The organism is Bradyrhizobium semiaridum (genome assembly GCF_020329505.1).
Classification (GTDB): domain Bacteria; phylum Pseudomonadota; class Alphaproteobacteria; order Rhizobiales; family Xanthobacteraceae; genus Bradyrhizobium; species Bradyrhizobium semiaridum.
Map to the genome: position 1 here is coordinate 58,247 of NZ_JAGKJJ010000010.1, position 26,188 is coordinate 84,434.

The window sequence follows — 26,188 nt, forward strand, 5'->3', positions numbered from 1 at the left end:
GCAGGCGATCAGGCCTGCTTGCGCCGCTTGGCTGTTTTTGCCGCGGTGGAACGGGCCGGCGCCGTGCCCGCAACGCCATGCCGGACCAGGCCCACGACGCCGATCTGGATGGCGCCGCCGAGCTGGCGCAGCGCCAGGCTGTTGAGCGGAAATTCGAGCAGGATGTGGGTCAGGCTCAGCGCCAGCAGCACGGTGAAGCCGAACGCGTAGTCATAGAAATACAGCGCGGTCGATCCCGCGCTTGCCGCGGCGACCAGCGCCAGCCGCGAACGCGGGATGTCCGCCCAGCGGATCACGTCGGCTTTGATGAACCAGTTGAGGTAGTGATAGCTGTAGACAAAGGCGAGCAGGCTGGTCAGCCGCGTGTCGAGGGCGAGGCCCGGAATGCCGAACAGCCGGCTCAGCGCCGGGCCGACATTGCCGAAATACTCTCTTGCCGCCTGGGCGAAGCTCGGGATCCGGATCTCGGCGGTCGGCGGCGCCAGCAGGATCACCGTGATCGCGACGAGATAGGCGACCACCAGCATCGCCTGGGTCAGGCTGCTGGAGCGCCAGGCGCCGAGCGTCATGAACACCAGCGTGAACAGCGAGACGTGCACCAGCGTCGGAATCAGGATGCCGGCCACTGCGAACGAGGCGCCGTTCGCATACATGATCGCCGCAAGCCCAATCGCGACCATGAGCAGCACCATGCTCTCGACCGCCGATTTGGTCGCCGCCAGCATCGCGCAGCCGACCAACGCAATCCACATCGCAAAGCCGAACCAGGACGCGTTCTCGATCAGCGCGGCGACGATGGCGAGCACAACGAGCACGATCGCGATGCCGCGGTGGGGCAGAAAATAGCTGCGGTCGTGAAGCCAGGATATCTCGGTGAAATAATGGGCGGGGCCCAGCACCACATAGACCAGCAGCAACAGCTCGAACGGAACGAGATAGGCGACAGCGAACGCAAGCAGCAGCAAGCCGAGATGGATTGCGTCGTTGGTCCGCATTGCCGAATGGTTTCCCTGCCGCGAAGTCTCCCTATGGGTCTTTCGACCGACGCGGTTGGTTCAACCGGACGATGCGCTCCTTACGACTTCACCGCGCCGGCGGTCAGGCCGCCGACCATGTAGCGCTTGAAGGCGTAATAGACCGCGGCCGGCGGCAGCGCGTAGATGAAGCCGGTGGTCATCAACAGCTCCCACGGTGAATCGTCGGCGGCGAGGAAGTTGCCGAGCGCGACCGGGAGCGTGATGTCGGTGTCCTTCGACAGCAGCAGGAATGCGTAGAGATACTCGTTCCAGGCGAGCAGGATCGCGTAGGTGCCGACCGCGACCAGCGAGGGCATCATCAACGGTACATAGACCAGGCGGAACAGCTGCAGCGTGGTGGCGCCGTCCATCGTCGCGGCTTCATCCAGCTCGACCGGCAGCTTGTCGGAGGCCTGCTTCAGCACCCAGATCGCGTAGGGCGAAGCGATCGTCACCATCGCCAGGATCAGCGACCAATGATTGTTGAGCAGGCCGTAATTGCCCATGGTGCGGTACATCGGCACGGCGAGGAATGCCGCCGGGATGAAATAGGTGAACAGTGCGAGGTTCATCACGGCGCGGCCGCCGGGCACCCGCAGCCGCGAGATCGAGAACGCGGCGGCGGTGGCGACGAACAGCGTCAGCGCGCCGGCGGCGAGCGCGATCACGGTCGAATTCCAGAACTGGATCCAGAAGTCGCGCAGGAAGTAATGCTGCTGGTGGAACACGATCGAGAAATTGTGCAGCGTCGGATGCGCCGGCCACAGCTTGCCGGAGAACGCGTCCTCCTTCGGCGAGATCGCGAACAGGAACATGTGGTAGATCGGGATCATGGTCCAGATGAAGACAGGGATGCCGATCAGCAGCAGCTTGGCTTCGGTGCCGACTTCGCGGAGGGTGGGCAGCTTCATCGCGACAACCGTTTCATCATGAAATAGACCAGCGGCAGCACGAACGGCATGGCGCAGACGATCGAGGCCATCGCGAGCGAGAGCTGATCCAGCCTGAGATAGCGGATGCCGAGCGTCGACAGCACGTGGGTGAGATCGGCGGGGCCGCCGCCGGTGAGCAGGTAGACGCTGTTGAAGTCCCCGAGGGTCCAGATCATCGAGAGCAGCGTGCAGGTGACGTACAGCGTCTGCATCGACGGCCAGGTGATGTATTTGAACTTCTGCCACCAGTTGGCGCCGTCGACGTCGGACGCCTCGTACAGATCGTGCGAGATGGCGAGCCGGCCGGTCAGCAGAATGAGGGTCCAGAACGGCAGCGATTTCCAGATGTGCACGCCGATCGCCATCGCGAGAGCGACCGACGGATCGTTCAGCCAGTTCGGGCCGTCGTCGCCGGTGAATTTGAAGATCAGCTGGTTGACTACCCCCCATTCGGGATTGAGCATGAACCGCACCGACAGGATGGTCGGGATCGACGGCACCGCCCAGGGCAGGATGAAGATCACCGACAGCCATTTGATCCAGGGCCGCTGCTGGGCAAAGAAGCCGGACAGGAACAGCGCGATCAGCATCTTGATGTTGATGCCGATGACCAGGAAGATCAGCGTGTTGACCGCGGCGCGCGCGAAGATCGGGTCGTGATAGAGCGCGACATAGCTCGCCGGGTGGCGCGCCAGCCATAGGCCGTAGCCGACCGGATAGACCACGAAGGCGAGGAACACGAGCAGATAGGGCGCAAGCAGCACGATGCCCCAGACCTGCGGCGGCGACAGCCGCGCCGACAGCGGCGGGCCTGGCAATGCTTGATCGCCGGAAAGCGTGATCGCCATGGTTCGCTAACTCGTCCTCGTCTCTCTCTTATACCTCGCCCCGCTTGCGGGGAGAGGTCGAAGCCGAAGGCTTCGGGTGAGGGGGTACGGACTGTCCACGCGCATCACTCGCGGAGAGCCCCTCACCCCGACCCTCTCCCCGCGAAGAGCGGGGAGAGGGGGATTCATCATCAGCCTGCGACTTGCTTGATGCGGGCGATCAGCTCGTCGACGGCCTTGTCCACCGGCACCTTCTCGCTGACGACGCGGTTCATGGCCTTGGCCCAGACGTTCTCGTTGTTCAGGATGGTGAACTTCCAGTTCTTGGTAAAGTCGAACGGCGCGGTGCCGCCGGTGAACTGATCGTAGACCGCCTTGCGATGCCGGTCAGCCTGCCAGAACGGGCTGGCCTGGCTGGCCTTGGTCACCGGGAACCAGCGGCCGAGCGCACCCTCGACATAGGGCCGCAAATTATCTTCCTGCATCAGGAATGCAATGAACTGCTTGCCCTCGGCCTTGTTCTTGGCATTGGCGAAGATCAGGCCGGTCTTGACGTCGGAGCGGTAGCGGATGGTCGAACCATCCGGCGCCTTCGGGAACGACGCGGTGATGATGTCGTGCTCATAGGCCTGCTTGCCGGCGGCGCGCTGCGCGTCGGTGAGCGCCGGGTTGGTGGAATCCTCGAACCACTTCGCCGCGATCGAGATCGTGAAGTTGTGGGTCATCACGATGGTCTTGTTGTGGAAGGCGACGTTGTTGTCGGGATCCTTCCAGGTCGTGGAGGAGGGCGGCGAGCACTGCTTGAGATAGGTGTCGGTGTAGTCCTTCAGCGCGTGGATCAGCCCGTCGCGCACCTTGGGATCGTCGACCAGGAGCTTGCCGTCGTCGTCGACCAGCTTGACGTGGTAGGCGTCCATGAAGGTGTAGAACGACTGGAAGCTGTCGGTGGATTCCACGCCCATCGGCTGGCCGACGCCGTAGATGCGCTGGCCGGTCGCCTTGCGGATCGCCGGCTGCACCTTGTCGCACCAGAACGTCCAGTAGTCCTCCCATTTGGTCGGGATGTCCGATGCCTTGAAGCCGGCCTTCTCCAGCAGGTCGCCCCAAATCTGGACGTGCATGCTCTGCTGCTTCAGCGGGAAGCCGTAATAGGCCTTCTTCTTGGCGACGTCGTTGTAAAGCAGCGCCGTCTCCAGCGTGTTCGGCGCGAACGCGTCCTTCATCGGCAGCAGGATGTCGGAGAGGTCCTCGAGCTTGCCCTCATAGGCCCATTTGCCCTGCGCCTGCACGTCGTAGCTGTCGGAATAGGCGACGTCGGGCACGGTGCCGGAATCCAGCGCCGCGACCGTCTTCGGAATCATGTCCTGGATCGCGTATTGCGACAATTCGACCTTGATGCCGGTCTTGGCCTCGAACTTCTTGATCGTCTCGATCAGCGCGTCGTCTTCGGACTTGTAAAATCCCTTGCCCCACCAGACGGTGATCGTCTTGCTCTGGGCCAAAGCGGGCGCGGTTGCGGCGAACAGGCCGACCGCAGCGACCGCGAGTGAAAGAGCACCAATAACCTTGGATCTCACGTTATTCTCCCTCATGAGGCCGGCTTATTAACCGGTTGGATAAAACTCTAGCGCATGCCCGTGACCTGATCCAGATGGCGATGCCGCCGACTTGCGTAGGGGGCCGTCGTGACGCGCGCGTGAAGGCGCTATGCGGGCGATGCGCGCGGGGGTCAGTTCGACTTCGCATTCTCGGCGGCCGCGGCCGGCCCGTTGGCGGGCGTCGCCGCGTCCGCTGGCGCCTGCCGGGCGCTGCCGCCGGTGAGGCGGTCGAGCACCCCGCGCACCGCGTCGCGGGTCTTGCCGTCCTTGAGCGAGTCCAGCAATTGCGCGGCGCCAGGGGAACGCCGGATCAGGATATCCGGATCGGGAAAGATCAGCGGATCGTCCCACGGGCCCTGCACCACGAACGGCAGGTCGTAGGCCTTGCCGCCGCTGGAGGCCGCGGTCAGGCTGGCGACGCCCTTGAGGTCGTATTCGCGCGACGGCACCGAGGCGGTGCCGGTCAGCGTGATCCGCGCCGCCGGTCCCTCGACGCGGATATCCTCGGCGGTCGCAATGCCGTCGGAGAATCTCACCGAGATGTTGAGGTTGTCGTAGGGCGTCGAGCCGGAACGGAAATTGCCGCCGCCGGACAGCGGCCGCTTCTCCAGCCGGCGCAGCAACTGCTCGACATTGAAGCCGGCGATCGCGCCGTCATGGCCGTTCAGCGTCGCGCTGCCGTCGAGCGATTGCGCGAGCCCGAACGGGCTGGAGCCGGAGGCCATCAGCGAGACGCCGAGATTGCCGCGGCCGGACAGCTTCGTGATGCCGAACAATTCGCTGGCGCAGGCCTGCAGATCGACATCGGTGAACTGGAATTGCGCCCGCACGTCGGCAACCGCATCCGATCGCGCGATCGCGAACGAGCCCTTGGCGATGCCGCCGAACATCTGCGCCTCGCCAACGCTGAGCGCCAGCGCGCCGCCGCGCAGATTGGCGCCGAGCGCGGTGCGGCCGAGCTTTGACGGACCGACCGTCACCTTGGCCGCCGACAGCCGCATGTCGAGATCGGTGGTCGACAGCGACGACAGGTCGAACAGCTGCCTGTTCCAGTCGCGCTGGCCCGAAGCGAGCAGGCGGAACGTCGAGATATACGGTGTGAAGTCGAGATTGCCGGCGGCGAGCGTCGCCTGCAGCGTCTGCCGGCCGTTATTGGCGTAGGTCATGACGCCCTCGGCGACATTGCCGTCGAGTTCGACATTGACATTGGTGAGGGCGACCGAGCCGCCGACCACGTTGGCGCGCGCCTTCAGCGCGAAGCGGCCGAAGCCGCCCCCGCCGCCGGGCGGTGCCTGACCCATCCAGCGCAGCGCGTTGCGCAGCGACGGCGAATCCATCGTGGCGACACCTTCCATCATCACGCTGGTGCGGTTGGCGACGGTTCCGTCGAATGCAACCTTCAGCGGCGCGCTGGCGAGCCGCGCCTTGAGACCGGAACGCTCACCCGACAACAGCGCGGCGAAATCGGCGGCGCTGATCGAGCCGTCGACACGCTCGCCGCGCCAGTCGAACTGGCCGGTCGCGGCGAAGGAGCGCGAGATCGACGGCCAGGCCAGCGACAGGTCGATGTCGCCGAGCTGCTCGGAGATATGGTTGGTGCCGTCCTCGTAATTCAGCTCGCCGTCCTGGATGCGGATCTCGGAGAACGACACCTGGTTCTCGGCGCCGGGCGTCATCGCTTTCGCAATGGTCTCGACGAACGGCGTCCAGTTGCTGTCGCCGGCGGCGTCGCGGACCACATGGATGTGCGGCCGCAGCATCATGACATCGGCGATCTCGAACCGCCGCAGCAGCAGCGGCAGCAGCCGCAGGTTCGCGGTCAGTACATCGACCTGCAAGGCGGGGTCGATGGTATCGGCACCCTTCAGGCCGACATTGTGGAAGGAGACATAGCTGCCCGGAAACACCGAGACATCGATCTTGCCGTTGACCACGAGCTCGAGCCCGGTGACCGCGCGGATCTGCGCTTCCACCGCGCGCTGCAGCGCGTCGCGGTTGAGGAACCACGACGTTCCGACCAGGCCGATCACTGCAAGGCCAAAAAACGCCGCGATCGGCATCCCCAGGCGCTTAATTCCTTGGGCCATCGTCAATGACATGTCCGGGTCGGGTTGAGTGGGTTGTCGGGTCGTCGTCGAACATTGCGGGCCTGCCTCTGGAGGCCCGTGCCAACCCACGCAACTTGAAGGCTTTTCTTGACGCTTTCAAGGCCGAGCTGGTGCCGCGGGGCATCGCCCATGGTCGCGCCGGGCCGTGATTGACGCATTGCGAAGATTTCGCCTAATAATCCGCTTTGTCATCGCCGTTCCGCGCCCTCCATCAGGTATTTGCTGTATGAACAAGGTCTATCCCGACGCCAAATCGGCCCTCGATGGTCTCCTCAAGGACGGCATCATGATCATGTCGGGCGGCTTCGGCCTGTGCGGCATCGCCGAGACGCTGTCGGACGCTATCCGCGACTCCGGCGTGAAGGGCCTCACGGTCGTCTCCAACAATGCCGGCGTCGACGGCATCGGCCTGAGCCGCCTGTTGGAAACCCGCCAGATCAAGAAGATGATCTCGTCCTATGTCGGCGAGAACAAGCTGTTCGCCCAGCAATATCTCGCCGGCGAGCTCGAGCTCGAGTTCAACCCGCAGGGCACGCTGGCCGAGCGCATCCGCGCCGGCGGCGCCGGCATCCCGGCCTTCTACACCAAGACCGGCGTCGGCACGCTGATCGCCGAAGGCAAGGAAGTGAAGGAATTCGATGGCCAGAAATACATCATGGAGCGCGGCCTGTTCGCCGACCTCGCCATCGTCCACGCCTGGAAGGGCGATACCGCCGGCAACCTCGTCTACCGCAAGACTGCGCGCAACTTTAACCCGATGATGGCGACCGCCGCGAAAGTCACCGTCGCCGAGGTCGAGCATCTGGTGCCGGCCGGCGAGATCGATCCGGACCACATCCACACCCCCGGCATTTTCGTCAAACGCATCATCGAGGTCGGCACGGCCAAGAAGCGGATCGAATTCCGCAACACCCGTCCGCGGCCCGCAGCGTAACGCATGATCCGGAAAAGCGGGAACCGATTTTCCGATTAGATCATGCGCAACTAATTTTTTCAGGAGAGCCTCATGGCCTGGACCCGTGAACAGATGGCCGCTCGCGCCGCCAAGGAGTTGCGCGACGGCTACTACGTCAATCTCGGCATCGGCATTCCGACGCTGGTCTCGAACTTCATCCCCGACGGTATCGACGTCAGCCTGCAGAGCGAGAACGGCATGCTCGGCATGGGCCCGTTCCCCTATGAGGACGAGGTCGACGCCGACCTCATCAACGCCGGCAAGCAGACCGTTAGCGAGCTGCCCTCGACCAGCTATTTCTCTTCGGCCGATTCCTTCGGCATGGTGCGCGGCGGCCATATCGACCTGTCGATCCTCGGCGCCATGCAGGTGGCGCAGAACGGCGACCTCGCCAACTGGATGATCCCCGGCAAGATGGTGAAGGGCATGGGCGGCGCCATGGACCTCGTCGCCGGCGTCAAGCGCGTCGTCGTGGTGATGGAGCATTCCGCCAAGGACGGCCCCAAGCTGCTCAAGCAGTGCAACCTGCCGCTGACCGGCGAGCGCGTGGTCGACATGGTGGTCACCGATCTCGCCGTGTTCACCATCGACAAGCACGGCAATGACGGCATGGCGCTGATCGAGCTCGCCGACGGCGTCACGCTCGACGAGGTCAAGGCCAAGACCGAGGCCGAATTCCGCGTCGCGCTGAAGAACACCTGAGATGATGGCGGCGGGACGATCCTCGATCCGTCCCGCCCGATCCGACGACGCGGCCTTCATCGCCCGTATCGTGCTGACATCGCAGCGCGGCCCGCTGCCGCGCGGCTGGTGCGACATCGCGCTCGATCGCTCCGAGCCGGAGTGCCTCGCCTTCATGGCGCGGCTCGCCATCGCGCCCCGCCGAAGGCCCTAGGGGGGGAGCGTTAGGGAGAGGGGTAAGCGCGCGCGGACGGTGTTTGTGGCTTACCTCTCTCTCCAACTCTCCCCCGCAAGGGAGGAGAGAGCGCTCCCACCTCCCGTGCAGCCTTAAGCAAGATCGGCTAAATGAGATGTGTGCATACCTTAGCCCGCAAGCGCAGGGCAATCGCATTTGGGAATTGGAGTGATGTAGGCATTGGCGGTGGGCTCCCTCTCCCGCTTGCGGGGGAGGGCGTCCGCCGATGGTCCCTTACGCTGAGCGCGTCACGGCTGCGCCGGCCCAACTGCCGACTATTTGGGCAGAACGCTCAGCTAATCCGTTTCACCTCGGCAGCATCTCTGCCTAGTCTGATGCAGGCGGAGATGAAACAGCATGCGTGCGATCCTTGATCATTGCGCCGGAGCGGCACGGCGGAGCTGGCCGGCCGGCACGGATTTCATCCATGAGGGCGGCAAGACAGGTCATCTGTTCGTGCTGGTCGAGGGCAAGGTCGAGGTCGTGAAGGGCGACAGCCTGGTGGCCATGATCGAGGAGCCCGGCGCGGTGTTCGGCGAGATGTCGGTTCTGCTCGACAAGCCGCACAGCGCGAAGGTGCGCGCGGCGTCCGATTGCGTGCTGTATGAGTTCGACGATGCGGCTTCGTTCCTGCGCGAGCGGCCCGCGGTGGCGCTATTGATCGCGCAGTTGCTGGCGCAACGGCTTCATGTCGCGACGACCTATCTGGCCGACCTGATGCACCAATATGCCGACCACGGCACGCATCTGGCGATGGTCGGCGAGGTGTTGCAGAGCATGATCAACCTGCCGCCGATGCAGGTCGCGCCAGGCTCGGATCGGCAATCCGATCCAAGGATATGAGCCAGTCCGGCGCCTCGCGCAGCGGCGCAGCCGGCCGCAGCAAGGGTCTGTCGAGATCGATCACTTGCGCGTCGCCGGCGGCCAGCCAGAACGCCTTGCTCTCGCTGAGATCGAGCGCGATGTAGACCGGCGGCCGGCCGGGCTGCAGGCCGGTGTTGAATACCCAGGTCGTCCCTATCCGGTCGAACCACGAACCGCTCTGGATGAACGGCGATTGATGCACATGGCCCGAGATCACTATTCCCGGATGATGACGCTCGATCCAGCGCGACAGTTCGACATCGCCGAACGAGCGCTTGCCGTCCCAACTGATCGGCGAATCCACCGGCGGTGCGTGATGGACCCAGACCCAGCGCTTGTGCGGCAGCGCGGCGGCCTCGCGCAGTTGATCGTCGATGCTCGCTTTGACCAGCGGGCCATCCCACCATGGGCACACCGTGAATAGCGTATCGCCGATGGTCAGGCTGTCGCCGTCGCAGGCGACGCCGAATTCCCTGACGCTGCCGATCCAGCGCGCGATCTTCTCGCCCTCCGGGCTGCGCTCGTCGAGATCATGATTGCCCGAGCAGAAGATCACGCGCGTCAGGCCGGCAAGCCGCGCCAGATATTTGGTGACGACGACGATCTGAGCGCGGAAATCGACGGCGGAGCCGAGGTTGAGCGCGTCGCCCGCAAAGATCACCAGATCGAACTGCGGCGCCGCCGCCAGCAGCCAGTCGAACTGCGGCAACGAATAATGCAAATCGGCGACGACGAGACAGCGCATCCGCCACAATCCAAATGCCCGAAACCCGGGCGGCTCCTACGGCAACGCATGCAAATAAATTGGATTGCAGCAAGATCCGTGCCGGGTGACGTGGATTGGGCGAGACACAGTCCCGCACGGTGCCACGCTCAACCTCTCGCGCGCTGCGCAGTGAGGTGAGCACGCTGGTCAGGCTCCCTCTCCCCTTGCCGGAGAGGGTGGGGAGAGGGGTGGCCCCGAGCGGGATAACTAAGGTGAATCTCGCTTTCGCAATTGGGTGTGTCGATGTCGCGGAGAGAGTTCGCCGTGTGGCACCCCTCTCCCCAGCCCTCCCCCGCAAGGCAGGGCAATCGCATATGAAAACTCTGGTGGCGCCAGCAATCGGCGGACGGCTCCCTCTCCCGCTTGCGGGGGAGGGTTGGGGTGGGGGTCTCTCCACGAATCATACCGTGGAAATAGCCCCCACCCGGATCGCATCTGCGATGCGATCCGGCCTCCCCCGCAAGGAGCAGGGAGCCCGCCGCCTTCGCGTTCCTCACACGTAAAGAGCGATGCGCCGGGCCTGCTCGCCTCACGCCCGTGCCGCGGCGTGCGAGAACACCACTTCGATCAGCGTGCCGGAGCGGCCGGCGTTTCGGATCTGGAATTTGGCGCGGTTGGCTTCGACCAGCGCTTTGGTCAGCGACAGGCTGACGCCGCCTGAGCCGGCCTGGTCGGTCGGCGCAGGCGCCCGGAACGGCTCGAGCGCGGCGGCGACCTCGTTGTCGTTGAGGCTCTGGCCGGTGTCACGCACCCGCAGCATCACTTCGCCGAAATCCGACAGCGCGGTCGAGACGATCACCTGGCCGCCGGCATTGGCGAGATGAATCGAGTTGCCGATCAGGTTCAGCGTGATCTGGCGCAGCGCGCGGGCGTCGGCGACGACCGGCGGCAGCGTGTGCGCGAGCGAGGTGCGGATGATGATGCGCTCGCGGTTGGCCTGCGGCTGCATCACCGCGACGCAGCTCTCCACCATCTCGTTGAGGTTCTGATGAGCGAAGGCGAGGTCGAGCTTGCCGGTCTCGATCCGCGACAGGTCGAGCAGATCGTTGACGATGGCGATCACGCGCTCGCCGGAGGCGCGGATGTCCTTCATGTATTCGACGTAGCGCTCGTTGCCGAGCGCGCCGAAGCGTTCCGAGATCATCACCTCGGCAAAGCCGATGATGGCGTTGAGCGGCGTGCGCAGCTCGTGACTGATCCGCGCCAGCATGTCGGTCTTGGCGTTGGCGGCGCGCTCGGCGAGTCGCCGCGCCTCGCGCAGATCGCTCTCGCTGCGCTTGGTCTGCGAGAGGTCTCGGAACACGGCGAAGAAGTTCGGCCCGTCGGCGCGGGTGCGTCCCATCGTCACCGACAGCGGGATGATGCCGCCCTGGCGCACGCGGCCGAGCGCCTCGCGGCCGTGATCGAGCAGGCTGGCGACGCCGGCCGATTTCAGGCCGGCGAGATAGTCGAGTACCTCGCGCTGGCTTTCCGGCGCGAACAGGTCGGCGAGATTGTGCTTCGTCAGCTCCTCGCCGTCATAGCCGAACAGCGCTTCGGCGCTGCGGTTGCAGGAATGGATCTTGCCCTCGGCATCGAACATGATGATGCCTTCGGCCGCGGTGTCGAGGATAGCACCGAGCTCCTCGGCATCGGCGTGGCCGGCCTGCGGCGGCGGCGCTGCGAGCACCGGCTCCGCGGCTGCGGCCGGCGCGGGGGCGGACAGCGCGGCGGCGATCGCCGCGTCCTCGTCATGGCTGCGCGAGAAGATCAGCGCTAGCGCGGAATCATCGTCCCAGCTGATGGTGTGCAGCCGCGCTTCCGCGGAGGGGGCCTCGCCGTCGTGGTCCGGCGTCTGGTTCGCCGAAATCGTCACCGGCGTGCCGGTGCCGGAGGTGCTGCTCGCCTGCGACACGCCCGGCTCGACATAGAGCGCATCGAGCCCGCCGGCGGCTTCCAGTGCGTGCAGGCTGTCGTAGCCCATCCGCGCGAGGAACGCGTGGTTGGCATAGAGCAGGCGGTCGAGCCGGTAGATCAGGATGCCGACCGGCAACAGATCGAGCAGCGCGCGATCGCGCCGGGAGTCGCCGCGCGGCGCCGGCTCCGCTTGCCTCAGCCACGCCGCCTGCGGGCTGCTCGCGGGCGCCTCCGGCTTCTGCTCCGGTTCTTGTTCGTGGTCCTGCTCGCTCGGCGCGGCCGGCTCGGCAGCCGTCTCGATGGCAGGACTGTCGGCCGGCGCCGTCGCGAGGCCGGCTTCGCTCTCGAGCCGCGCCGACAATTGCCGGGCGAGCTCGTTGAAGGCGTTGTTCTCGACCGGTGTCAGCGATGGCGGCCGCGCGTCGCCGGCGGGGCGGAACGGCACCACATTCTGCGGCGTGTCGTCACGCACTTCGTGCGTATTGAGAGGCGTTTCCACGGCGTGATCCAGCTCGGCTTGGTGTGAAGTCTCTGGCGCTATCGGCTCGGTCGGGTCCTCGGGCGATGGTGTTGCGTTCGGATCGGGCGGCTCCGCGGCCGGCGGAGCATGCGGGGCGGCGGCGGGCGTCACCGGCGCCGCGTCGGCCGACAGCGGCTGCGGCATCGGCGGCCCGCTGAAGAACTCATAGCGGCGCAACGCCGCGAGTCGCGCAAGCCCGTCGAGATCGCGACACACACCAAAACCGCGATAGCCGGCGAAATTCCTGGAACGGTCGAACACCGGCAGGCCGGACAGTTCGACCGGCAACCGGCCGCCGCCGTCGACCGGCCAGTCCAGCGTGATACCGCTCCAGGTGTTGTGGGTGGCGAATGCCTGCATGACGCGGCCCTCGGGATCGAGCCCGAACGCCGCGGCGATGTCGCTCCACAGCCGGCCGAGGCCGGCCGCGGTGTGCATGCCGATCAGGCGGGTGAATTCATCCGAGCCGAGCGAGAAGCGGCCCTCATGATCCATCTGCCACATGAAGCGCAGCGGATGCCGCCGCAGCGGCGGCGGCTCGTCGAGCCAGGACGGGGTTTTCGCGGGAGCTGGTGTCACGGGCGGCTCGATGGGGGAGAGCGGCGCGTCGGCGACCGCATAAGGCGAGGGGACGGGATCGGGAGCGGGCGGCGGTGCCGGTGCCGGCTCGACCGGCGCACGCGTGCTCTCGTCGAGATCGGGCCAGGCCGGCAGCGGAGCTTCTTCCTCCTCCGCCTCGTCGGCTGTTTCCATCAGGGCCTCGGTCAGCGACTCGTCGACAACCGGAGCTGCTTCAGGCGCAGTATCGGGATGTGCCGCCACAGTCTTCGCGGGTGCAGCGTCCGCCAGCGCCGTACCTGGCTCGATCGCTGCGCTCGCACCGTCGTCGAGACCAGGCCAGGCCGGAAGCGGCGCTGCTTCGGTTTCCTCGTTCTCCGCTGTTTCGATCAGGGCTTCGGTCAGCGATTCGTCGACCAGCGGAACCTTGTCAGGCTCGGACGCGGGAGGCGCGGCCGCGACCTCGGCGGGCGCAGCGTCCGGATGCGCCGGTTCGCTTGCCGCGGGTGCAGGCGTCGCTTCGACATGCTCCGATGGAGACGCGGCCGGGCCTTCCGGCGGCGGGTCGAGCGCGTCGAACAGCGTGAAAGCGACTGGCCCCTCGCCAGGGCGAGGCGCTTCGTCAGGCGCGATCGGTGGTGCATCGGCCACAGCCGACGGTGATAGCTCCGGCTCCGCCGCCGCTTGCGGCGTCCCCACCGTCTGGCTTTCCGTTGCCGCCGCTTGTCCCGCGGCATCGGGCACGATGGGGGCGACCGGCTTCGGCCGCACAGCCGGCTTGATCAGCGCGACCAGCGCGAGATCCGCGCCGCGGCCGAGCCGCCGCAGCACGACGCGGCCGAGTGCGACGCTGGCCGCCGCACGGCCCTGCGCCAGCGCCTCGGCGCGCGCCGCATCGAGGCCGGCTTCGGTGAGATCGTGCAGGCCCGGCAGCGGGCGTGCGGCGTCATTGGCGCCGATCAGCAGCCCGTCGCCGCTGAAGCTCGCGGCCGGACGGTCGAGACCCTGCACCAGCCGCCGCAGCCGTTCGGTGAGCGGCATGGTGCGGCCGCTCGCATTGGCGGCGCTGATCAGGATGCCGTGGCTGCCGTCGGGCAGATCGAGCCGCGCGCAGCCGCAGGTCGCGAGCATGCCGGCGGCAGCGCCGAAGCCGCGCAGCCGCTCCAGCCGGATCGCGCCGTTGGCGGCAAGCACGCGACCGAGGCGGGCGACCTGCCGGCGGTGCGGATCGGCCGGACCGAAGCCGCGCTTTGCCAGCTCCGAGCCGTTCGCGGCACCGAACACCTGCGCGCCGACCGGATTGGCCCAGAGAATCCGCGCGCCGTCGGCCGACCACAGCCATGCCGGCAGGGCGCTCGTCGCATGCTCCGCCAACCTGGGATCGCCGAGCGCCTGGATCTGGAATTCCGCGTTATTCATCGCGAAGGATTTGACCGCCTCTTGGTTGGGTCTTCCGCGCCGGGTTCGGCGGCCGGATGAGCCTTAACGGATCGTTAGTATCGCAAGCGGGCCGCGGCAGGTCCACGGGCCAGGGCCGGCCTGCCCACGCCTAAGGCGGGATAACGTTAACTTGGCTGAACGACCGCCGTGGTGCGGCGTTGTCCGGGACGGCCGCCGCAGCCGGCGAGCCGATACAGCCAGGGAGCGCAACCATGAGCGACAACGGGCGTGACCATTTCGAAATCCCCAAGGAGATGCGGTCGATGGCGGAGGCGAATTTCGAGCAGGCGCGCAAGGCGTTCGAACAGTTCGTCAGCAACGCGCAGGCGACGGCAGGCCGGATCGAGGAGCGCAATGCCTCGGTGCAGGCCGGCGCCCGGGATATTTCGGCCAAGGCGCTCGCCTATGCCGAGAAGAACGTGCAGTCCTCGCTGGACTATGCCCAGTCGCTGCTCAACGCCAAGGACCTGAGCGAGATGATGCGGCTGCACGGCGAATATGTGCAGGGCCAGATGCGCGCGCTCGCCGAGCAGGCCAGCGAAATGGGCCAGATCGTCAGCCGTGCGGCAATGGATGCGGTGAAGCCGAAAAACTGACGGGAACTAACAGGAACTGAGGTCCGGCCGGCCCGCGATGCGAACCCACCATGAACCGACCGGGAACGGCCGCGTGGCGCAGCCCGCTGCCGCCGGTGCAGGTTCCCTGTCTGCACCGCCCAGGCCGCCAAAAAATGCGGCATCGCACGCAATCCTTCGTTGCGTTGCACAAAATTGACATGATATGGGTGTTTACTAGTCAATGCCCGACGAAGGGCATTCCCGTGAGCCAAGGCAGCGTGATCCACGTTAGCGTCCCGGTCTTTCAGGTGCCGGGCGTCGCGAAGGGTCACATCTATCACCCGTTGCGAAGGATGCACGTCATGACCAACCCGTCCGATCCGTTTTCCGCTTCGATCATTCCGTTTGAAGTTCCCGAGCAGATGCGTGCGTTCGCCGAAAAGGGCGTTTCGCAGGCCCGCGACAGCTACGCCAAGTTCAAGGACGCTGCCGAGACCCACAACTCGACCGTCGAGGCCGTGTTCACCTCGCTGAGCAAGGGCTCGAGCGCCTACTCGGCCAAGCTGCTCGAGTTCTTCAAGGCCAACACCACCGCCTCGCTCGACTTCGCCCAGGAGCTGTTCGGCGTGAAGTCGCCGGCCGAGGCCGCGGAGCTGTGGACCTCGCACACCCGCAAGCAGTTCGAGACCTACACCGCGCAGGCCAAGGAACTGGCCGAGCTCGGCCAGAAGGTCGTCAGCGAAGCCGCCGAGCCGATCAAGGCCAGCGCCTCGAAGTTCTACAAGCCGGCCGCCTGATCGCGGTCGCCAAGTGAGCCAGGTGAACTGACACGTGTGAATTGAAAAGGCCCGGGCTGCTGGTCCGGGCCTTTTGCTTGGGATCGGGCGCCCCTTGCGTGCCCGCAAGATGCAAATAGCCTGCGTTACGGCCTTGCCAAAAACCGGCGTTGCACCTAGTTTCCGCCCGAAATCGCCGCCCCGCTTCAGCCGGGGCCGCGCATCAGGATGCAGTTGTAGCTCAGTTGGTTAGAGCGCCTGTCTGTGGAACAGGAGGTCGGTGGTTCGAGCCCACCCAACTGTACCATCCGTGATATCAGCCGATCGGACATCGCGACCTCGAAGGCTGCTCGTGTGGCGTGTCATCTCGTCTGCTTGCGCTCGACGGCCTCGTCACCCACAATCGTCTCAAGCGATGAAGACCACGTCTTGAAACCACGTCTTGGGGGACGCGCATGGGGATCGCCGGTTCAAGGACAGTGTCGTTCGCGTTGATGTCGGCGATGGGGCTCGCCATCGCGCTGCTGCCGACGCGGGGCGAGGCCTACACGCCCGAGCAGCAGCAGGCGTGCACGCCGGATGCGTTCCGGCTGTGCAACTCCGAGATCCCGGATGTCGATCGGGTCACCGCCTGCATGATCAGGAACAAGGCGCTGCTGTCGCCGGCGTGCAAGGCGTTCTTCCGGCCCGAGCCCGAACCGCGCGAGGCAGCCGAGCGGCGTGCAACGCGGCCGGTCGCGGCCAAGCGCAAGACGGTGCGGCCGCACAAGGCGAAGAAGCCGAAATCGGCGGCCCGCTGACGGCGCTGGTCGGCGCTGGTCGGCGCTGCCGGACGCGTTGGTCGACGTGGCGGCGATTTCAAGGCCGCGCAGCGCGACAGACTGACGCGTTGTGACGCTGTCACGCAGCAACATCTTTGGCGCTTGTGGGTTTTACGAACTCTGTTCCGCGGTGGGGCGGGGCGGATGGAGAGAGGCGCGTGAGCGAATACTACAGACTGGAAATCGATCGGCACTTCGCCTGGTTCGAGGCCAAACTTCCGCCGGGCCCGGCGCGCTTCGTCGGATGGCTGCGCAAGCCGTCGTCGATCTATGTGCGGATTCCGCTAGCGATCCTGCTGATCCTCGGCGGCATCTTCAGCTTCCTGCCGGTGCTCGGGCTCTGGATGCTGCCGCTCGGACTCCTTTTGTTCGCTCAGGATGTCCCTTTCCTGCAGAAGCCCACCGCGCAACTGCTCGGCTGGATCGAGCGCAAATGGGCCGAGCGCGAAGCCCGCAAGCGCGACGCGAACCGCGCACCGTAAAGTCAAATCAAGCGCTTAGCCGGTTCGATTTGCGGTTGTGTCATATGCAATGTGTGACTCAAAAGCCAGCCCGCGCTGGTAATCTTGGCTTCTTTGCGAATTGCAAGAAATTTTTCTTTTACGAATCAGCGCGCTGATTCATTTTTGGCTTCTGGGGTCATCTGGAGGCCAAGGTATGAACGTCATTGTTTTTGCTTCGCGTAAGGGGGGCTCGGGAAAAAGTACCCTGGCTGCCCACCTTGCCGCGCAAGTGCACAAGGCAACGAAGCCCTGTCTGCTGATCGATGCGGATCCGCAGGGCTCGCTGACCCTCTGGCACAAATTGCGCGGCACCAACGAGCCGCAGATCAAGACCGCGGTGAACTCGGTCAGCGGCATCATCGCTCAAGCCAAGCGTGACGGCATCGAGTGGGTGTTCATCGACACGCCGCCGAACCTGTCGGCGGTGGTCGACGACGCGATCAGGAACGCCACCATGGTGATTATTCCGGCGCGGCCCGGCGTGTTCGACGTCAACGCCGTGCAGGAAACGATCCAGACCTGCCGCTCGATGCGCAAGCCCTACGCCGTCGTGATCAACGGCGCGCCGGCGCAGCGCGACAACGCCGAAAGCCGCATCGTCGCGATCGCGCGCGAGGCGCTGGCCAAGTTCCGCGCGCCGGTGTGGAGCGGCCAGATCACCAACCGCGCCGATCTCCTGATGGCGCTCGGCCAGGGCGAAGGCGCCCGTGAATATTACGCGGAAGGCCGCGCCGCCGCCGAAATCCAGCGGTTGTGGGCTGCGATCGAGCGCTCGATCAAGGCGATCCGCGGCACGGCTTCGGCATCCGGCGCGATGCACAAGCAGGCGGCGTAACCACGCCGTTTCGGTCCGAACGTGAAGAACGCGCGGGGCCCGCGCGTTTTTGTGTGCTCGTCATTGCGACGGGCTCGTAATGACGGAGGAGGCGGCGCTACGCCACCATCAGCAAGTAGAAGATAATCACCGGCGCCAGGGTCAGGATCACCGACCAGATGCCGACAGCCCACAAAATATCCTCGGTCGTGAAGCCCGATTCTGCAAATCCCGGCTTCACGGCAATCAAACGATTCCTCGAAATCACAACGCCCCCGCGTTAAAGCGCGCATGATCATTCGGAAAACCGCTTCGCACTTTTCCGGATCATGCTTTGATCCTCAACCTCAGCGGGGATGCTGATACGCGGTCGGCTTTAAGATCCCGCCCGGGATTTCCGTCGCATTTGCTTGCGGGAACTACTACGGATTAACCACGGCGCGTCCGGTCACCCGGCAAGGCCGGAGAGCGCGGCGCGGCAGCGCGCCTCAGCGCATGCCGTTCTGGTCGCGGATCGCACCGAGATGCTCGTTGATGCGGAAGACGATCAGGATGAACTCGGCGACGATGCGCGAGAACACGATGCCGACGATGACGCTGGCGATCGAGGCCAGCAGCAGGATGAAGCCGATGAACGGACTGATCGCCATCGCCGAGAGCGCAGACAGGATGCCTGAAATCCCGAACAGCACGATGACGCCGATCACCAGCCAGTAGAACGTCTTGATGATCGTGGGCGTGATGAAGCGGTCCCACTGAAACAGATCCTTGAAATCGAACATCGATGGTCTCCCCGGCAGGCCGATGATTCGCCTCTAACCCTGTCCCACGGACAACGGCTAGCCCCGAACCGGGCGCCGGGCAAGGCAGAGGGCCGAGCCATGCGAGCGGATGAGGTTGTGATTGCCGCAAATAACGGCCACAATCGGGCTCCCTTCCGGCATATCCTCACCCTCATGACCACGCTGACCTTCGAAGACTTCAAGCCCGGCCGCTTCGGCACGTTCGGCCCGCGCCATGTCACGCGCGAGGAGATCCTGGCCTTTGCCGCCGAATTCGACCCGCAGCCGATGCACCTCGACGAGGAGGCGGCGCAGAAATCCATGCTCAGGGGCCTGTCGGGCTCGGGCTGGCACCTCGGCTCGCTGATGATGCGGATGCTGTTCGACGGCTTCATCGGCCGCACCGCCTCGCTCGGCTCGCCCGGGGTCAACGAAATGCGCTGGATGGTGCCGCTGCGCCCGGGTGACGATTTGACGCTGGATGTCGACGTCGTCGAGGCGCGCGTCTCGAAGAGCCGGCCGGAGACCGGCATCGTCACCTTCAAGGGCACGATCCGCAACGCGCGCGGCGAGGTGCTGTGCGAGATGGAGTCGCCGATCATCGTCGGCCGCCGCGACGGCGGAGGCGCCTAGCATGGCCTTCTTCGAAGATATCCAGATCGGCGACCGCCGCGCCATCGGCTCGTTCACCTTCACGCCTGATGACATCAAGCGCTTTGCCGCGCAGTTCGATCCGCAGCGCTTTCATCTCTCCGAAGAGGAGGGACGCAACTCGCTGTTCGGCGGGCTCGCCGCATCGGGCTGGCACGTCGCCGCGGTCTGCATGAAGCTCCTGGTCGCTGACGGCCAGCGCCGCGCGGCGGAAGAGGCCGCGCGCGGCGAAGTGGTCGCAGTCTGGGGGCCGTCGCCGGGCTTCCGCGAGCTGCGCTGGATCCGTCCGGTGTTGGCCGGCGATACGCTCAGCTTCACCAGCCAGGTCGAGACCAAGCGCACCTCATCGAGCCGTCCCGAATGGGGCATCGTACAGGCGCGCAATACCGCCACCAATCAGCGCGGCGAGGTGGCGTTCTCGTTCCTCGCCACCGCGTTCGTACCGCGGCGGAATCCCGGCGCGTGATACGAGCGATTCCAATCGCGCGCTGGTTCCTGATGTTGCGCACGCGCATCATGTGATCTGTTGCAGGATCGCCATGGTTAGCGGATTACTTCCGCCGGCCCGCGCAGTTGTGCGTTGCACGAAACTGTTTTTTTGCTAACGCATTTTGAACCTTTGTCCCCGACTTATGGTCCGAGGGCACGTGCTTCAGGGGAAGACCATGGCAGATCGCAGCGCGCTGAAACTGGTCGGCATTATCTTCGCAACGGTGACGCTTGTCGTGATGCTGGCGACCGGAATGGTCGTGAAGGGCTTTGCCGACGGCAATTATTCGTTCGAGACCACCGCGAGCGTCGATCGCTAGCTCAGCGTCCGCTCATCATCGACGCGCCGGCCGCGCGTCCGACTTCCGCGGCTACTGATTCCAGATCAGCACCAGCACCACCGTCGCCGCTGCCAGCAGGCCGATAAACCGGATCAGGATCGTACCGACGCCCTGCTGCGATTTGCGCAGTGGAATGGGATCGGTGTTATCCGGCCGGACGCTTTGCATCAATTGATCCCCAGAAGGCCCCACCCGCCTGACCGAGCGGTCCCGAATTGGTCGCGGACCGGGCGCCCGAAGTTCAAATCGGGTCCGCAGGGCGGGCTGCGCAACCTTTTCACCGGACGCATGGTGCAGTGAGTCGGGGTCGAGCAGCTCGGTTCAGCGCCGACACGATCTAATCTCGTCGTGCCGTAGACCGAAAACGAAGCCGCCGCCTCCCGGTCGGGAGAGGCGGCGGCTGTCGTTTCAGAGCAGCTCTTGAGATCAGCTGTTGCGCAGACCGTCGGCGGCGCGCTTCCACTGCGAGACGTTGTCGGCGATCATCCGCGTCGACTTCATCGCGGCCTGGCTGAGCTGGGCGTAGCCGGAGATCTCGCGCTGGACGCGCTGGCCTTCGGCGTGCAGCAGGTCGCGCAGGCTCTCAAGCTCGCCGATCAGCTTCTCGATCTCGGCCAGCGAAGTGCCGGCGACGCGCTGGATCAGCGAGTTGACGTTGTTGACGGTGGCGTCCGTGTTGGTGGTGTCGACCACAGGCGCGGCGGCGGTCTCGGCCGTGGCGGTGACCACGGGCCGGCGCAGATAGGCGATGTCGTTGCGCACGAAGTCGCGGATTCCGGCCTCGACCTCCGAGACGGCGGCGAGGTTGGCATCGACTTCGGGAGTCTCCTGCTCGACCTCTTCGGAGCGATTGGTAGCGTTCATCGGCTTTCCCCTTGTTCGCATGGCGAAGCGCGGCTGTCCCCCGCACGACGAATTGATGACCTGAATTCCAGCCCTATCAGTCCTGCCTGAATCTGGCCGCATCTGGGCCAAGTTGCGGCAATGCCTGAGCATTACCGCGACAGCACTAACAGTCCGTTCACCAACTGCGCTTGTAGCCGGCGCTGATGCTTTTGTTGGTCGTGCCCTGAGCGGTCTCGCCGACCGAGCCCGAGACGGTGACGCCGTCGAACAGCTTCTGCTCGGCGCCGACCCGGCGCAGCCATTTGTCGTCGGCGGTCGACAACGTCTGCCCGGCGGTGATGCTGGTGCCGCTGTCGTTGACCGACAGGGTCGCCGACTGCTCGGTATCGGAGCTGCGCGAGGCATGGCCGGCGATGCCGGGCACCGGCACCACGCCCTGCTGGGTGAGATTGTAGCCGCTACGCAAAGTCAGCGAATAGTCGTCCGAGAGCGGCATCTGCTTGCTCAAGGAGGTGCCGATCTTGCTCTGGTCGCTGCCCGGATCGACCCGGGCCTCGACCGAGGTCTTGTCCCAGATCGAGGCCATGCCGGGCGCCGAGATCGCGGCCCAGGCCGAGCCGCCGGACTGCGGCAGGCTGCCGCCATTGGCGAGCCGCTCCGACAGTTGCTCGGAGGTCGTCAGCGTGCCCTGCTTTGCCACCGTCATGTCGGCGCCGATGCGGGTGTCGAGGAACGGCGAGACCTGCTGCTTGACCGACACCGCGGATGAGCCGTCCGCGTTGCGGTTGGTCGACCAGGACGGATCGTTGCTGGCGGTGCTGCTCGGCCTGGCCGAATTCCGCGGCGCCAGCGTCGGCAGGCTGGTGGAATCGGTGTCGAGCTGGCTCCAGTCGAGCTTGCTCTCGTCGATGTCCTTCAGGATGTCGGCGTCGTTGGCATTGGCCGCCGGCGGCGCGTCGGCGATCTGCTCGGTCGCTGGTTCACTGGCCTGGTCGGCATCATCATCGGCGGGCGGCGTCTGCGCCGCAGCCGACAGGGCCAGAGCCATACTGAAGCCGGCCGCCAGCACCGGCAGCCGTGTCCAGCCAAGCAGCGTTGCCCAGCCAAATCGTGATGTCGAGGTCATTCCCAGCCCGCACTTCCAGAGCCGCATGATGCGGTTCCGCTGGTACAAAATTGTGGCAACGGCGTCGTGACGGCGCGACGCCGCCAGGAACGCCGTCATGTCCGGGCCAGTCGCGACGTACAAATCGCGCCAGATGCGTCCGGCGATCCGCGGCCCGCTCGGGGCTGGCAAAACACGCCGCGGATGGCGGGCAAAGAGCCCGGACATGACGAACTCGGAAGCGATTGAACGCGCTTCAGACCGCGATGCGCGGCAGATGGATCGGATAGCCGACGGTCTGCTCGACCAGGTCGAAGCTGTCGACCAGCACGCGCAAGCTGGTCAGCCGGCCGTCCCTGAATTGGGCGAAATGCGCGAGGCGCAGCGAGATCGGCTTGCTGGAGTCGAGCGCGGTCAGCGTGAAGCGCAGCATCGAGGCCGCCGAATCCGCCCCCAGCATGATCTGCTCGCGGTCGAAGCGGTGCACCCGTACGTTCTCGCCGATCTGCCTGATCACCTCGAGCACGGCGGCCTTGCCGCGGCGCGCGCCGAAGAAGGAGAACAGGTCGATCGGCCCGAAGATGGCCCATTCGACCTCGTCATCGAGCAGCGGCTCGATGTCTGAAAGCTGGCGTTCGTTGATCGCGCGATGCAATGCGCGCGAGAAACGCCAGAGGCTATGCTCTGTCATTCGCTACCGGTCCTGAAACTGGATTTTCAAAAGCCAACCGCCGCCTGGGCGTCAGCATCGACGCCGGGCAGAGGGCTGCACATTGCTGCCCGAGATAGTCCGGGCGGGCCAAAACACCAGTGATAATCTTGCAATGCACAATTGCGCGGGTCTTAGTCGGGATGTGACTGCGTATTGCCCGGCACATTGGCGCAAGGCGGACGCGATCGCGCGGGTACGTGTAAGGCGGGCACGAGCGGTAGGGCTCCCTCCCCCCTTGCGGGGGAGGGCTGGGGAGAGGGGTACCATACGGGAAGTCCCTCGAAGGCGCGCGCTTCAACGACCGCGCTGATCAGTTGTGAGCGTCGTCACATTGATGAATGTCGTCCGGGGCCACCCCTCTCCCCAACCCTCCCCCGCAAGGGGGGAGGGAGCCCGGCCGGCATGCTCACCTTACACGAAGGGTGCGACGCGCTCGTCGTGCCTTACCGATCGCGGTGCACCGGCTGGTGCTCGATCGCGATTTCGCCGTCGCGCAGGGCGATCACGGCGAACAGCAGCGCGCCGCCGAGGCCGCCGATCGCGGCGCCGAGGGGCATGAAGGTGAAGAACACCAGCATGCCGCTGTCGATATGCGTGGTCCTGAAGATCTCAATCCAGCCGAGCCCGGCGCCGATGCCGAGCGCGGCGCCGCCCAGCGCGCCCAAGGCAAGGCCGAGCAAGGCCAGCAACGCAATTCTCATGATGGTCAGCCCCGATATCCGCAACAAGCCCAGTGATGGGTCGGTGCGGGACCGCGGAGGTTCAACGTCGGCGTGCAGAATTCGCGAGATGCGACGACCCGGCGCTACAGCCGGCCGCCGGCGGTGAGCACCGCCGCGACATCGCGTTCGAGCACCTGCTGGACCAGGTCGAAGGTGTCGATGATCTCGCGGATCTCGGTGATCTTGCCGTCGCGCAACGTGTAGAACACCGCAACGTCGAACTGCACCACGCGCGCATTGCCGCGCTTGCGGAAGTAGACCCGCAACTGGGCCGCCACGCGGTCGCCCTGCGCGACCACGATCGGCGCCTCGTAGCGCATGTCGGAGTAGCGGTCGTGGATCGTGTTCCACATCTGGCGCAGCGCCGGCTTGCCGCGGTGCTGGCCGATATGCGGCAGGATGTCGATCGGCGCATTGGCGAGGAAGGCGACGTCGTCGCTGCAGCGGTCGAGCGCGCCCTCGATGCCGCCGGCATAGTAGACATCGAGAAAGTTCAGCACGCGTTGCCGGTTCAGGTCCTCGTCCATGTCAGCTCCGTCGCGTTCACTGCGACCCGCCCATTCCCATTGTGGACCGAACCGCTGCACAATCAACCCAATGTTCGACGCGTCAGGCAGCAATAGGTTCAGCAACCAGCGCGTGTGATGCGGGCATGACCGAAAAGGTTTGCCTGGATGCACTTGTACGAGCGGGGCCCGCCAGCGTTGCGCGGCGCGTCGAAAAAGGGCGAGACCGGAACCAGCGTGCCGGTCTCCCCGTTGATGCAGCAATATCTTCCCGGAGACACATCATGAAATCGATCCTGCTCGCTTCCGCCATTGCCGTCGTTGCTTTAGCCGCTGCGTCGCCAGCCGACGCCAAGGGCTGCATCAAGGGCGCCATCGTCGGCGGCGTCGCCGGTCATTATGCCGGCCATCACGGCATGCTCGGCGCCGCCGCGGGCTGCCTCTACGGCCGCCATCGCGCCAAGGAACAGCCGCGTCAGCAGCAGGGGCAGCCTGCGCGGCCGGAAAGGCTTTGATGGCCGGGCTAGTTGTGAAGTGAGGTTTCCGGAACGCCGCCTGCACGGGCGGCGTTGTCTCCTTGCGTAACGGAGACACTGATGACGAAACCAAAGACAACAACCATCCAGCCAGTTCCCGACGACAATCAGAGCCACAAGGGCCCCGGCAGCGCCCCCGCCGTTCCGCTCGACACCACCAAGGGCCATCGCGACGACGAAAAGCACAACATCCGCGAACAGGCCGCGCACGGCAACCTGACGCAGAACACCAGCAACCGGCGGTCGGGGTAGGGCTGAGGCCCGCGCCAGATGCCCCGCTGTCGTCCTGGCGAATGCCAGGACCCATAACCACAGGCGGTCATTCGGGCACGAGATAGTCGCCCCACCGTGATTGCGAGGAGGGAAGCGACGAAGCAATCCATCGCTCTGCAGATGCGGCGGCAACTTCGCTCCGCTGGCAATGACGGAGGCAGGGCAAATCCGATTCACCTGTCAAACAGCTCTGTGTCATGGATGTAGCTTCGCATTCTCGCGACATGATTTGTCCGAGCTTTGCTTTTCGTTTGCCCCCTCTCCTGAACAGAGGGCGCAGGGAAAGCCGGGTGCCGATTGCACCCATGGGCCCCGTGCGATGGGTAGAAAGCACGGGGGTAGGACCACAGGTGTAACCGGAAACAACCCGGCTTTCCCTGCACGACGGGTTACGGCTTATACGTGCTCGCCCCGGTGAGACTGGGCTTTCTTGTCACCGCCCCCGCAAGATGCAATTGCACCCTGCAAGAGGACACCTGCCGCTAGGGCGTCCGGTCTGCACGACTTCGCCGTCCGCTTCGCGTGCTCTCGTCAGTCGCACGCCAAGCGTCCACCGCATCTCTCCACGACGCTAATGACGATGCGCAGCGCCCCTCGATCGGGTGAGACAGGATGTCTATACGAAAAATCCGAAATAAGATAAACAGAAATATTTTTGCGCGCGGGACTTGACCTATCCGTTGGGGGCAATTCAGTTCGCCGGGGCGTTGGATGGTAGAGGCAACGAGTCCACGCTTCGCGCGGCTCGATGATAGCCTCCGCGAAACCCATCACCCGCATCCCCGGGGGCATGGCGATGTGTATCGCTGCGCTCCGCCCATCCTACGGTCCTGCCGCCGCGGAGCGATAAATGTGGCCACCCTTGCCTGCCTCGGCCGATGCGCCTTATCTCCGCCCATGCCGATCAGAGACGAACGCGATGAATACGCCGCCGCAATCAGCCGCATTACCGCGGCCGCATTCGAGCGAGCACCCCACAGCAGCGGCACCGAAGCCCACATCGTCGAGGCACTGCGCCAGGCCGGCGCACTGGCCCTCTCGCTGGTGGCGACATCGGACGACGGCAGCATCGTCGGCCACGTCGTCTTCTCGCCGGTGCGGATCTATGGCAAGCCCGGCCGCTGGTACGGCCTCGGCCCGGTCTCGGTGGCGCCCGATGTGCAGCGGCACGGAGTCGGCAGCGCGTTGATCCGCGAAGGTCTTGCCCGACTTGCGACCCTCGACGCCGACGGCTCCGTCGTACTCGGCGATCCCGCCTATTATGGCCGGTTCGGTTTCGTCAGCGATCCAGGGTTGACGGATGGTGGCAGCCGAGCCGGTACTTTCAGAGGCTGGTGCTGAAGGGTGGTTCGCCGCGT

30 protein-coding genes and 1 tRNA gene are annotated in these 26,188 nt (G+C 65.4%); 16 read left to right on the forward strand and 15 right to left on the reverse strand.

Annotated features, from left to right (window positions below; all coding sequences use genetic code 11):
- Positions 1-8: 8 nt before the first annotated feature.
- From J6500_RS14245 to J6500_RS14265, 5 genes are all read right to left on the reverse strand, one after another.
- Positions 9-995 carry a hypothetical protein gene (locus J6500_RS14245; RefSeq protein ID WP_225713335.1) on the reverse strand — a complete coding sequence of 329 codons (987 nt, stop codon included), beginning with the start codon at positions 993-995 and terminating at the stop codon, positions 9-11.
- Between the two features lie 80 nt (positions 996-1,075).
- Positions 1,076-1,927, reverse strand: coding sequence for a carbohydrate ABC transporter permease (locus J6500_RS14250; RefSeq protein WP_225713336.1), 852 nt, complete (start codon positions 1,925-1,927; stop codon positions 1,076-1,078).
- The gene (locus J6500_RS14255) at positions 1,924-2,796 is read right to left on the reverse strand and encodes a carbohydrate ABC transporter permease (protein WP_225713337.1); all 873 of its coding nucleotides are present in this window, start codon (positions 2,794-2,796) and stop codon (positions 1,924-1,926) included. The genes J6500_RS14250 and J6500_RS14255 overlap by 4 nt, the downstream gene beginning before the upstream one ends.
- Before the next feature lie 170 nt (positions 2,797-2,966).
- Complete coding sequence (locus tag J6500_RS14260; RefSeq protein WP_225713338.1) at positions 2,967-4,352, reverse strand: ABC transporter substrate-binding protein; 1,386 nt, start codon at positions 4,350-4,352, stop codon at positions 2,967-2,969.
- 152 nt (positions 4,353-4,504) lie between these two features.
- Positions 4,505-6,460: an AsmA family protein gene (locus J6500_RS14265; RefSeq protein ID WP_225713339.1), complete on the reverse strand. Its 1,956-nt coding sequence runs from the start codon at positions 6,458-6,460 to the stop codon at positions 4,505-4,507.
- Between the two features lie 247 nt (positions 6,461-6,707).
- Between J6500_RS14265 and J6500_RS14270 the strand changes: the two genes are divergently transcribed.
- From J6500_RS14270 to J6500_RS14285, 4 genes are all read left to right on the forward strand, one after another.
- Positions 6,708-7,415, forward strand: a complete 708-nt coding sequence (locus J6500_RS14270) for a CoA transferase subunit A (protein ID WP_211988467.1) — start codon at positions 6,708-6,710, stop codon at positions 7,413-7,415.
- Between the two features lie 72 nt (positions 7,416-7,487).
- A complete protein-coding gene (locus tag J6500_RS14275; protein ID WP_225713340.1) occupies positions 7,488-8,138 on the forward strand; it encodes a 3-oxoacid CoA-transferase subunit B in 651 nt (216 codons plus the stop codon).
- Position 8,139: 1 nt separating this feature from the next.
- Entirely contained in the window at positions 8,140-8,331 is a 192-nt protein-coding gene (locus tag J6500_RS14280) for a hypothetical protein (protein ID WP_225713341.1), read from the forward strand.
- Between the two features lie 378 nt (positions 8,332-8,709).
- Positions 8,710-9,195, forward strand: coding sequence for a Crp/Fnr family transcriptional regulator (locus J6500_RS14285; protein ID WP_225713342.1), 486 nt, complete (start codon positions 8,710-8,712; stop codon positions 9,193-9,195).
- Here J6500_RS14285 and J6500_RS14290 read toward each other — a convergent pair.
- A complete protein-coding gene (locus J6500_RS14290; protein ID WP_225713343.1) occupies positions 9,134-9,961 on the reverse strand; it encodes a metallophosphoesterase family protein in 828 nt (275 codons plus the stop codon). The genes J6500_RS14285 and J6500_RS14290 overlap by 62 nt on opposite strands.
- A 550-nt stretch (positions 9,962-10,511) precedes the next feature.
- Positions 10,512-14,375, reverse strand: coding sequence for a PAS domain S-box protein (locus J6500_RS14295; protein WP_225713344.1), 3,864 nt, complete (start codon positions 14,373-14,375; stop codon positions 10,512-10,514).
- Between the two features lie 233 nt (positions 14,376-14,608).
- Between J6500_RS14295 and J6500_RS14300 the strand changes: the two genes are divergently transcribed.
- From J6500_RS14300 to J6500_RS14325, 6 genes are all read left to right on the forward strand, one after another.
- The gene (locus J6500_RS14300) at positions 14,609-14,992 is read left to right on the forward strand and encodes a phasin family protein (RefSeq protein ID WP_225713345.1); all 384 of its coding nucleotides are present in this window, start codon (positions 14,609-14,611) and stop codon (positions 14,990-14,992) included.
- Positions 14,993-15,315: 323 nt separating this feature from the next.
- Positions 15,316-15,750, forward strand: coding sequence for a phasin (locus tag J6500_RS14305; protein ID WP_225713346.1), 435 nt, complete (start codon positions 15,316-15,318; stop codon positions 15,748-15,750).
- Positions 15,751-15,959: 209 nt separating this feature from the next.
- Positions 15,960-16,036, forward strand: a tRNA-His gene (locus J6500_RS14310).
- 148 nt (positions 16,037-16,184) lie between these two features.
- On the forward strand, positions 16,185-16,529 hold the full coding sequence (locus tag J6500_RS14315) for a hypothetical protein (RefSeq protein WP_225713347.1): 345 nt from the start codon (positions 16,185-16,187) through the stop codon (positions 16,527-16,529).
- A gap of 179 nt (positions 16,530-16,708) precedes the next feature.
- Complete coding sequence (locus tag J6500_RS14320) at positions 16,709-17,032, forward strand: hypothetical protein (protein ID WP_225713348.1); 324 nt, start codon at positions 16,709-16,711, stop codon at positions 17,030-17,032.
- Positions 17,033-17,207: 175 nt separating this feature from the next.
- The gene (locus tag J6500_RS14325) at positions 17,208-17,888 is read left to right on the forward strand and encodes an AAA family ATPase (protein ID WP_225713349.1); all 681 of its coding nucleotides are present in this window, start codon (positions 17,208-17,210) and stop codon (positions 17,886-17,888) included.
- A 97-nt stretch (positions 17,889-17,985) separates the two neighbouring features.
- Here J6500_RS14325 and J6500_RS31985 read toward each other — a convergent pair whose 3' ends face one another.
- Positions 17,986-18,117 carry a hypothetical protein gene (locus J6500_RS31985; RefSeq protein ID WP_283842918.1) on the reverse strand — a complete coding sequence of 44 codons (132 nt, stop codon included), beginning with the start codon at positions 18,115-18,117 and terminating at the stop codon, positions 17,986-17,988.
- A 238-nt stretch (positions 18,118-18,355) separates the two neighbouring features.
- Positions 18,356-18,649: a DUF4282 domain-containing protein gene (locus J6500_RS14330; protein ID WP_225713350.1), complete on the reverse strand. Its 294-nt coding sequence runs from the start codon at positions 18,647-18,649 to the stop codon at positions 18,356-18,358.
- Positions 18,650-18,823: 174 nt separating this feature from the next.
- Between J6500_RS14330 and J6500_RS14335 the strand changes: the two genes are divergently transcribed.
- The 3 genes from J6500_RS14335 to J6500_RS14345 all read left to right on the forward strand — a co-directional run bounded on the left by J6500_RS14335 (position 18,824) and on the right by J6500_RS14345 (position 20,109).
- Entirely contained in the window at positions 18,824-19,282 is a 459-nt protein-coding gene (locus J6500_RS14335) for a MaoC family dehydratase (protein ID WP_225713351.1), read from the forward strand.
- Position 19,283: 1 nt separating this feature from the next.
- On the forward strand, positions 19,284-19,766 hold the full coding sequence (locus tag J6500_RS14340) for a MaoC family dehydratase (RefSeq protein WP_225713352.1): 483 nt from the start codon (positions 19,284-19,286) through the stop codon (positions 19,764-19,766).
- A 199-nt stretch (positions 19,767-19,965) separates the two neighbouring features.
- Positions 19,966-20,109 (forward strand): hypothetical protein, encoded by a 144-nt coding sequence (locus tag J6500_RS14345; protein ID WP_211988513.1) that lies wholly within the window; start codon positions 19,966-19,968, stop codon positions 20,107-20,109.
- Positions 20,110-20,160: 51 nt separating this feature from the next.
- Here the strand turns inward: J6500_RS14345 and J6500_RS14350 are convergent, their stop codons facing one another.
- The 6 genes from J6500_RS14350 to J6500_RS14375 all read right to left on the reverse strand — a co-directional run bounded on the left by J6500_RS14350 (position 20,161) and on the right by J6500_RS14375 (position 24,042).
- Entirely contained in the window at positions 20,161-20,298 is a 138-nt protein-coding gene (locus J6500_RS14350) for a hypothetical protein (protein ID WP_211988515.1), read from the reverse strand.
- Positions 20,299-20,556: 258 nt separating this feature from the next.
- Positions 20,557-20,994, reverse strand: a complete 438-nt coding sequence (locus J6500_RS14355; protein ID WP_225713353.1) for a hypothetical protein — start codon at positions 20,992-20,994, stop codon at positions 20,557-20,559.
- A 157-nt stretch (positions 20,995-21,151) separates the two neighbouring features.
- Entirely contained in the window at positions 21,152-22,045 is an 894-nt protein-coding gene (locus J6500_RS14360; protein WP_225713486.1) for a hypothetical protein, read from the reverse strand.
- A gap of 292 nt (positions 22,046-22,337) precedes the next feature.
- Entirely contained in the window at positions 22,338-22,772 is a 435-nt protein-coding gene (locus J6500_RS14365) for a nuclear transport factor 2 family protein (RefSeq protein WP_225713354.1), read from the reverse strand.
- 464 nt (positions 22,773-23,236) lie between these two features.
- The gene (locus tag J6500_RS14370) at positions 23,237-23,494 is read right to left on the reverse strand and encodes a hypothetical protein (RefSeq protein ID WP_225713355.1); all 258 of its coding nucleotides are present in this window, start codon (positions 23,492-23,494) and stop codon (positions 23,237-23,239) included.
- A 104-nt stretch (positions 23,495-23,598) separates the two neighbouring features.
- The gene (locus tag J6500_RS14375) at positions 23,599-24,042 is read right to left on the reverse strand and encodes a nuclear transport factor 2 family protein (protein ID WP_225713356.1); all 444 of its coding nucleotides are present in this window, start codon (positions 24,040-24,042) and stop codon (positions 23,599-23,601) included.
- Between the two features lie 263 nt (positions 24,043-24,305).
- Here J6500_RS14375 and J6500_RS14380 point away from each other — a divergent pair, with 263 nt between their 5' ends.
- The 3 genes from J6500_RS14380 (at position 24,306) to J6500_RS14390 (ending at position 26,171) form a co-directional block, all read left to right on the forward strand.
- Entirely contained in the window at positions 24,306-24,536 is a 231-nt protein-coding gene (locus J6500_RS14380) for a hypothetical protein (RefSeq protein WP_225713357.1), read from the forward strand.
- 81 nt (positions 24,537-24,617) lie between these two features.
- Positions 24,618-24,809, forward strand: coding sequence for a hypothetical protein (locus tag J6500_RS14385; protein WP_225713358.1), 192 nt, complete (start codon positions 24,618-24,620; stop codon positions 24,807-24,809).
- Positions 24,810-25,682: 873 nt separating this feature from the next.
- Entirely contained in the window at positions 25,683-26,171 is a 489-nt protein-coding gene (locus J6500_RS14390; protein WP_312018215.1) for a GNAT family N-acetyltransferase, read from the forward strand.
- The last annotated feature ends 17 nt before the right edge of the window (positions 26,172-26,188 follow it).

Coding starts and splice junctions, on each gene's coding strand:
- J6500_RS14245 (WP_225713335.1), bottom strand. CDS start 995: ATGCGGACCAACGACGCAATCCATCTCGGCTTGCTGCTGCTTGCGTTC.
- J6500_RS14250 (WP_225713336.1), bottom strand. CDS start 1,927: ATGAAGCTGCCCACCCTCCGCGAAGTCGGCACCGAAGCCAAGCTGCTG.
- J6500_RS14255 (WP_225713337.1), bottom strand. CDS start 2,796: ATGGCGATCACGCTTTCCGGCGATCAAGCATTGCCAGGCCCGCCGCTG.
- J6500_RS14265 (WP_225713339.1), bottom strand. CDS start 6,460: ATGGCCCAAGGAATTAAGCGCCTGGGGATGCCGATCGCGGCGTTTTTT.
- J6500_RS14270 (WP_211988467.1), top strand. CDS start 6,708: ATGAACAAGGTCTATCCCGACGCCAAATCGGCCCTCGATGGTCTCCTC.
- J6500_RS14275 (WP_225713340.1), top strand. CDS start 7,488: ATGGCCTGGACCCGTGAACAGATGGCCGCTCGCGCCGCCAAGGAGTTG.
- J6500_RS14280 (WP_225713341.1), top strand. CDS start 8,140: ATGATGGCGGCGGGACGATCCTCGATCCGTCCCGCCCGATCCGACGAC.
- J6500_RS14285 (WP_225713342.1), top strand. CDS start 8,710: ATGCGTGCGATCCTTGATCATTGCGCCGGAGCGGCACGGCGGAGCTGG.
- J6500_RS14290 (WP_225713343.1), bottom strand. CDS start 9,961: ATGCGCTGTCTCGTCGTCGCCGATTTGCATTATTCGTTGCCGCAGTTC.
- J6500_RS14295 (WP_225713344.1), bottom strand. CDS start 14,375: ATGAATAACGCGGAATTCCAGATCCAGGCGCTCGGCGATCCCAGGTTG.
- J6500_RS14300 (WP_225713345.1), top strand. CDS start 14,609: ATGAGCGACAACGGGCGTGACCATTTCGAAATCCCCAAGGAGATGCGG.
- J6500_RS14305 (WP_225713346.1), top strand. CDS start 15,316: ATGACCAACCCGTCCGATCCGTTTTCCGCTTCGATCATTCCGTTTGAA.
- J6500_RS14315 (WP_225713347.1), top strand. CDS start 16,185: ATGGGGATCGCCGGTTCAAGGACAGTGTCGTTCGCGTTGATGTCGGCG.
- J6500_RS14325 (WP_225713349.1), top strand. CDS start 17,208: ATGAACGTCATTGTTTTTGCTTCGCGTAAGGGGGGCTCGGGAAAAAGT.
- J6500_RS14330 (WP_225713350.1), bottom strand. CDS start 18,649: ATGTTCGATTTCAAGGATCTGTTTCAGTGGGACCGCTTCATCACGCCC.
- J6500_RS14335 (WP_225713351.1), top strand. CDS start 18,824: ATGACCACGCTGACCTTCGAAGACTTCAAGCCCGGCCGCTTCGGCACG.
- J6500_RS14340 (WP_225713352.1), top strand. CDS start 19,284: ATGGCCTTCTTCGAAGATATCCAGATCGGCGACCGCCGCGCCATCGGC.
- J6500_RS14345 (WP_211988513.1), top strand. CDS start 19,966: ATGGCAGATCGCAGCGCGCTGAAACTGGTCGGCATTATCTTCGCAACG.
- J6500_RS14350 (WP_211988515.1), bottom strand. CDS start 20,298: ATGCAAAGCGTCCGGCCGGATAACACCGATCCCATTCCACTGCGCAAA.
- J6500_RS14355 (WP_225713353.1), bottom strand. CDS start 20,994: ATGAACGCTACCAATCGCTCCGAAGAGGTCGAGCAGGAGACTCCCGAA.
- J6500_RS14365 (WP_225713354.1), bottom strand. CDS start 22,772: ATGACAGAGCATAGCCTCTGGCGTTTCTCGCGCGCATTGCATCGCGCG.
- J6500_RS14370 (WP_225713355.1), bottom strand. CDS start 23,494: ATGAGAATTGCGTTGCTGGCCTTGCTCGGCCTTGCCTTGGGCGCGCTG.
- J6500_RS14375 (WP_225713356.1), bottom strand. CDS start 24,042: ATGGACGAGGACCTGAACCGGCAACGCGTGCTGAACTTTCTCGATGTC.
- J6500_RS14380 (WP_225713357.1), top strand. CDS start 24,306: ATGAAATCGATCCTGCTCGCTTCCGCCATTGCCGTCGTTGCTTTAGCC.
- J6500_RS14385 (WP_225713358.1), top strand. CDS start 24,618: ATGACGAAACCAAAGACAACAACCATCCAGCCAGTTCCCGACGACAAT.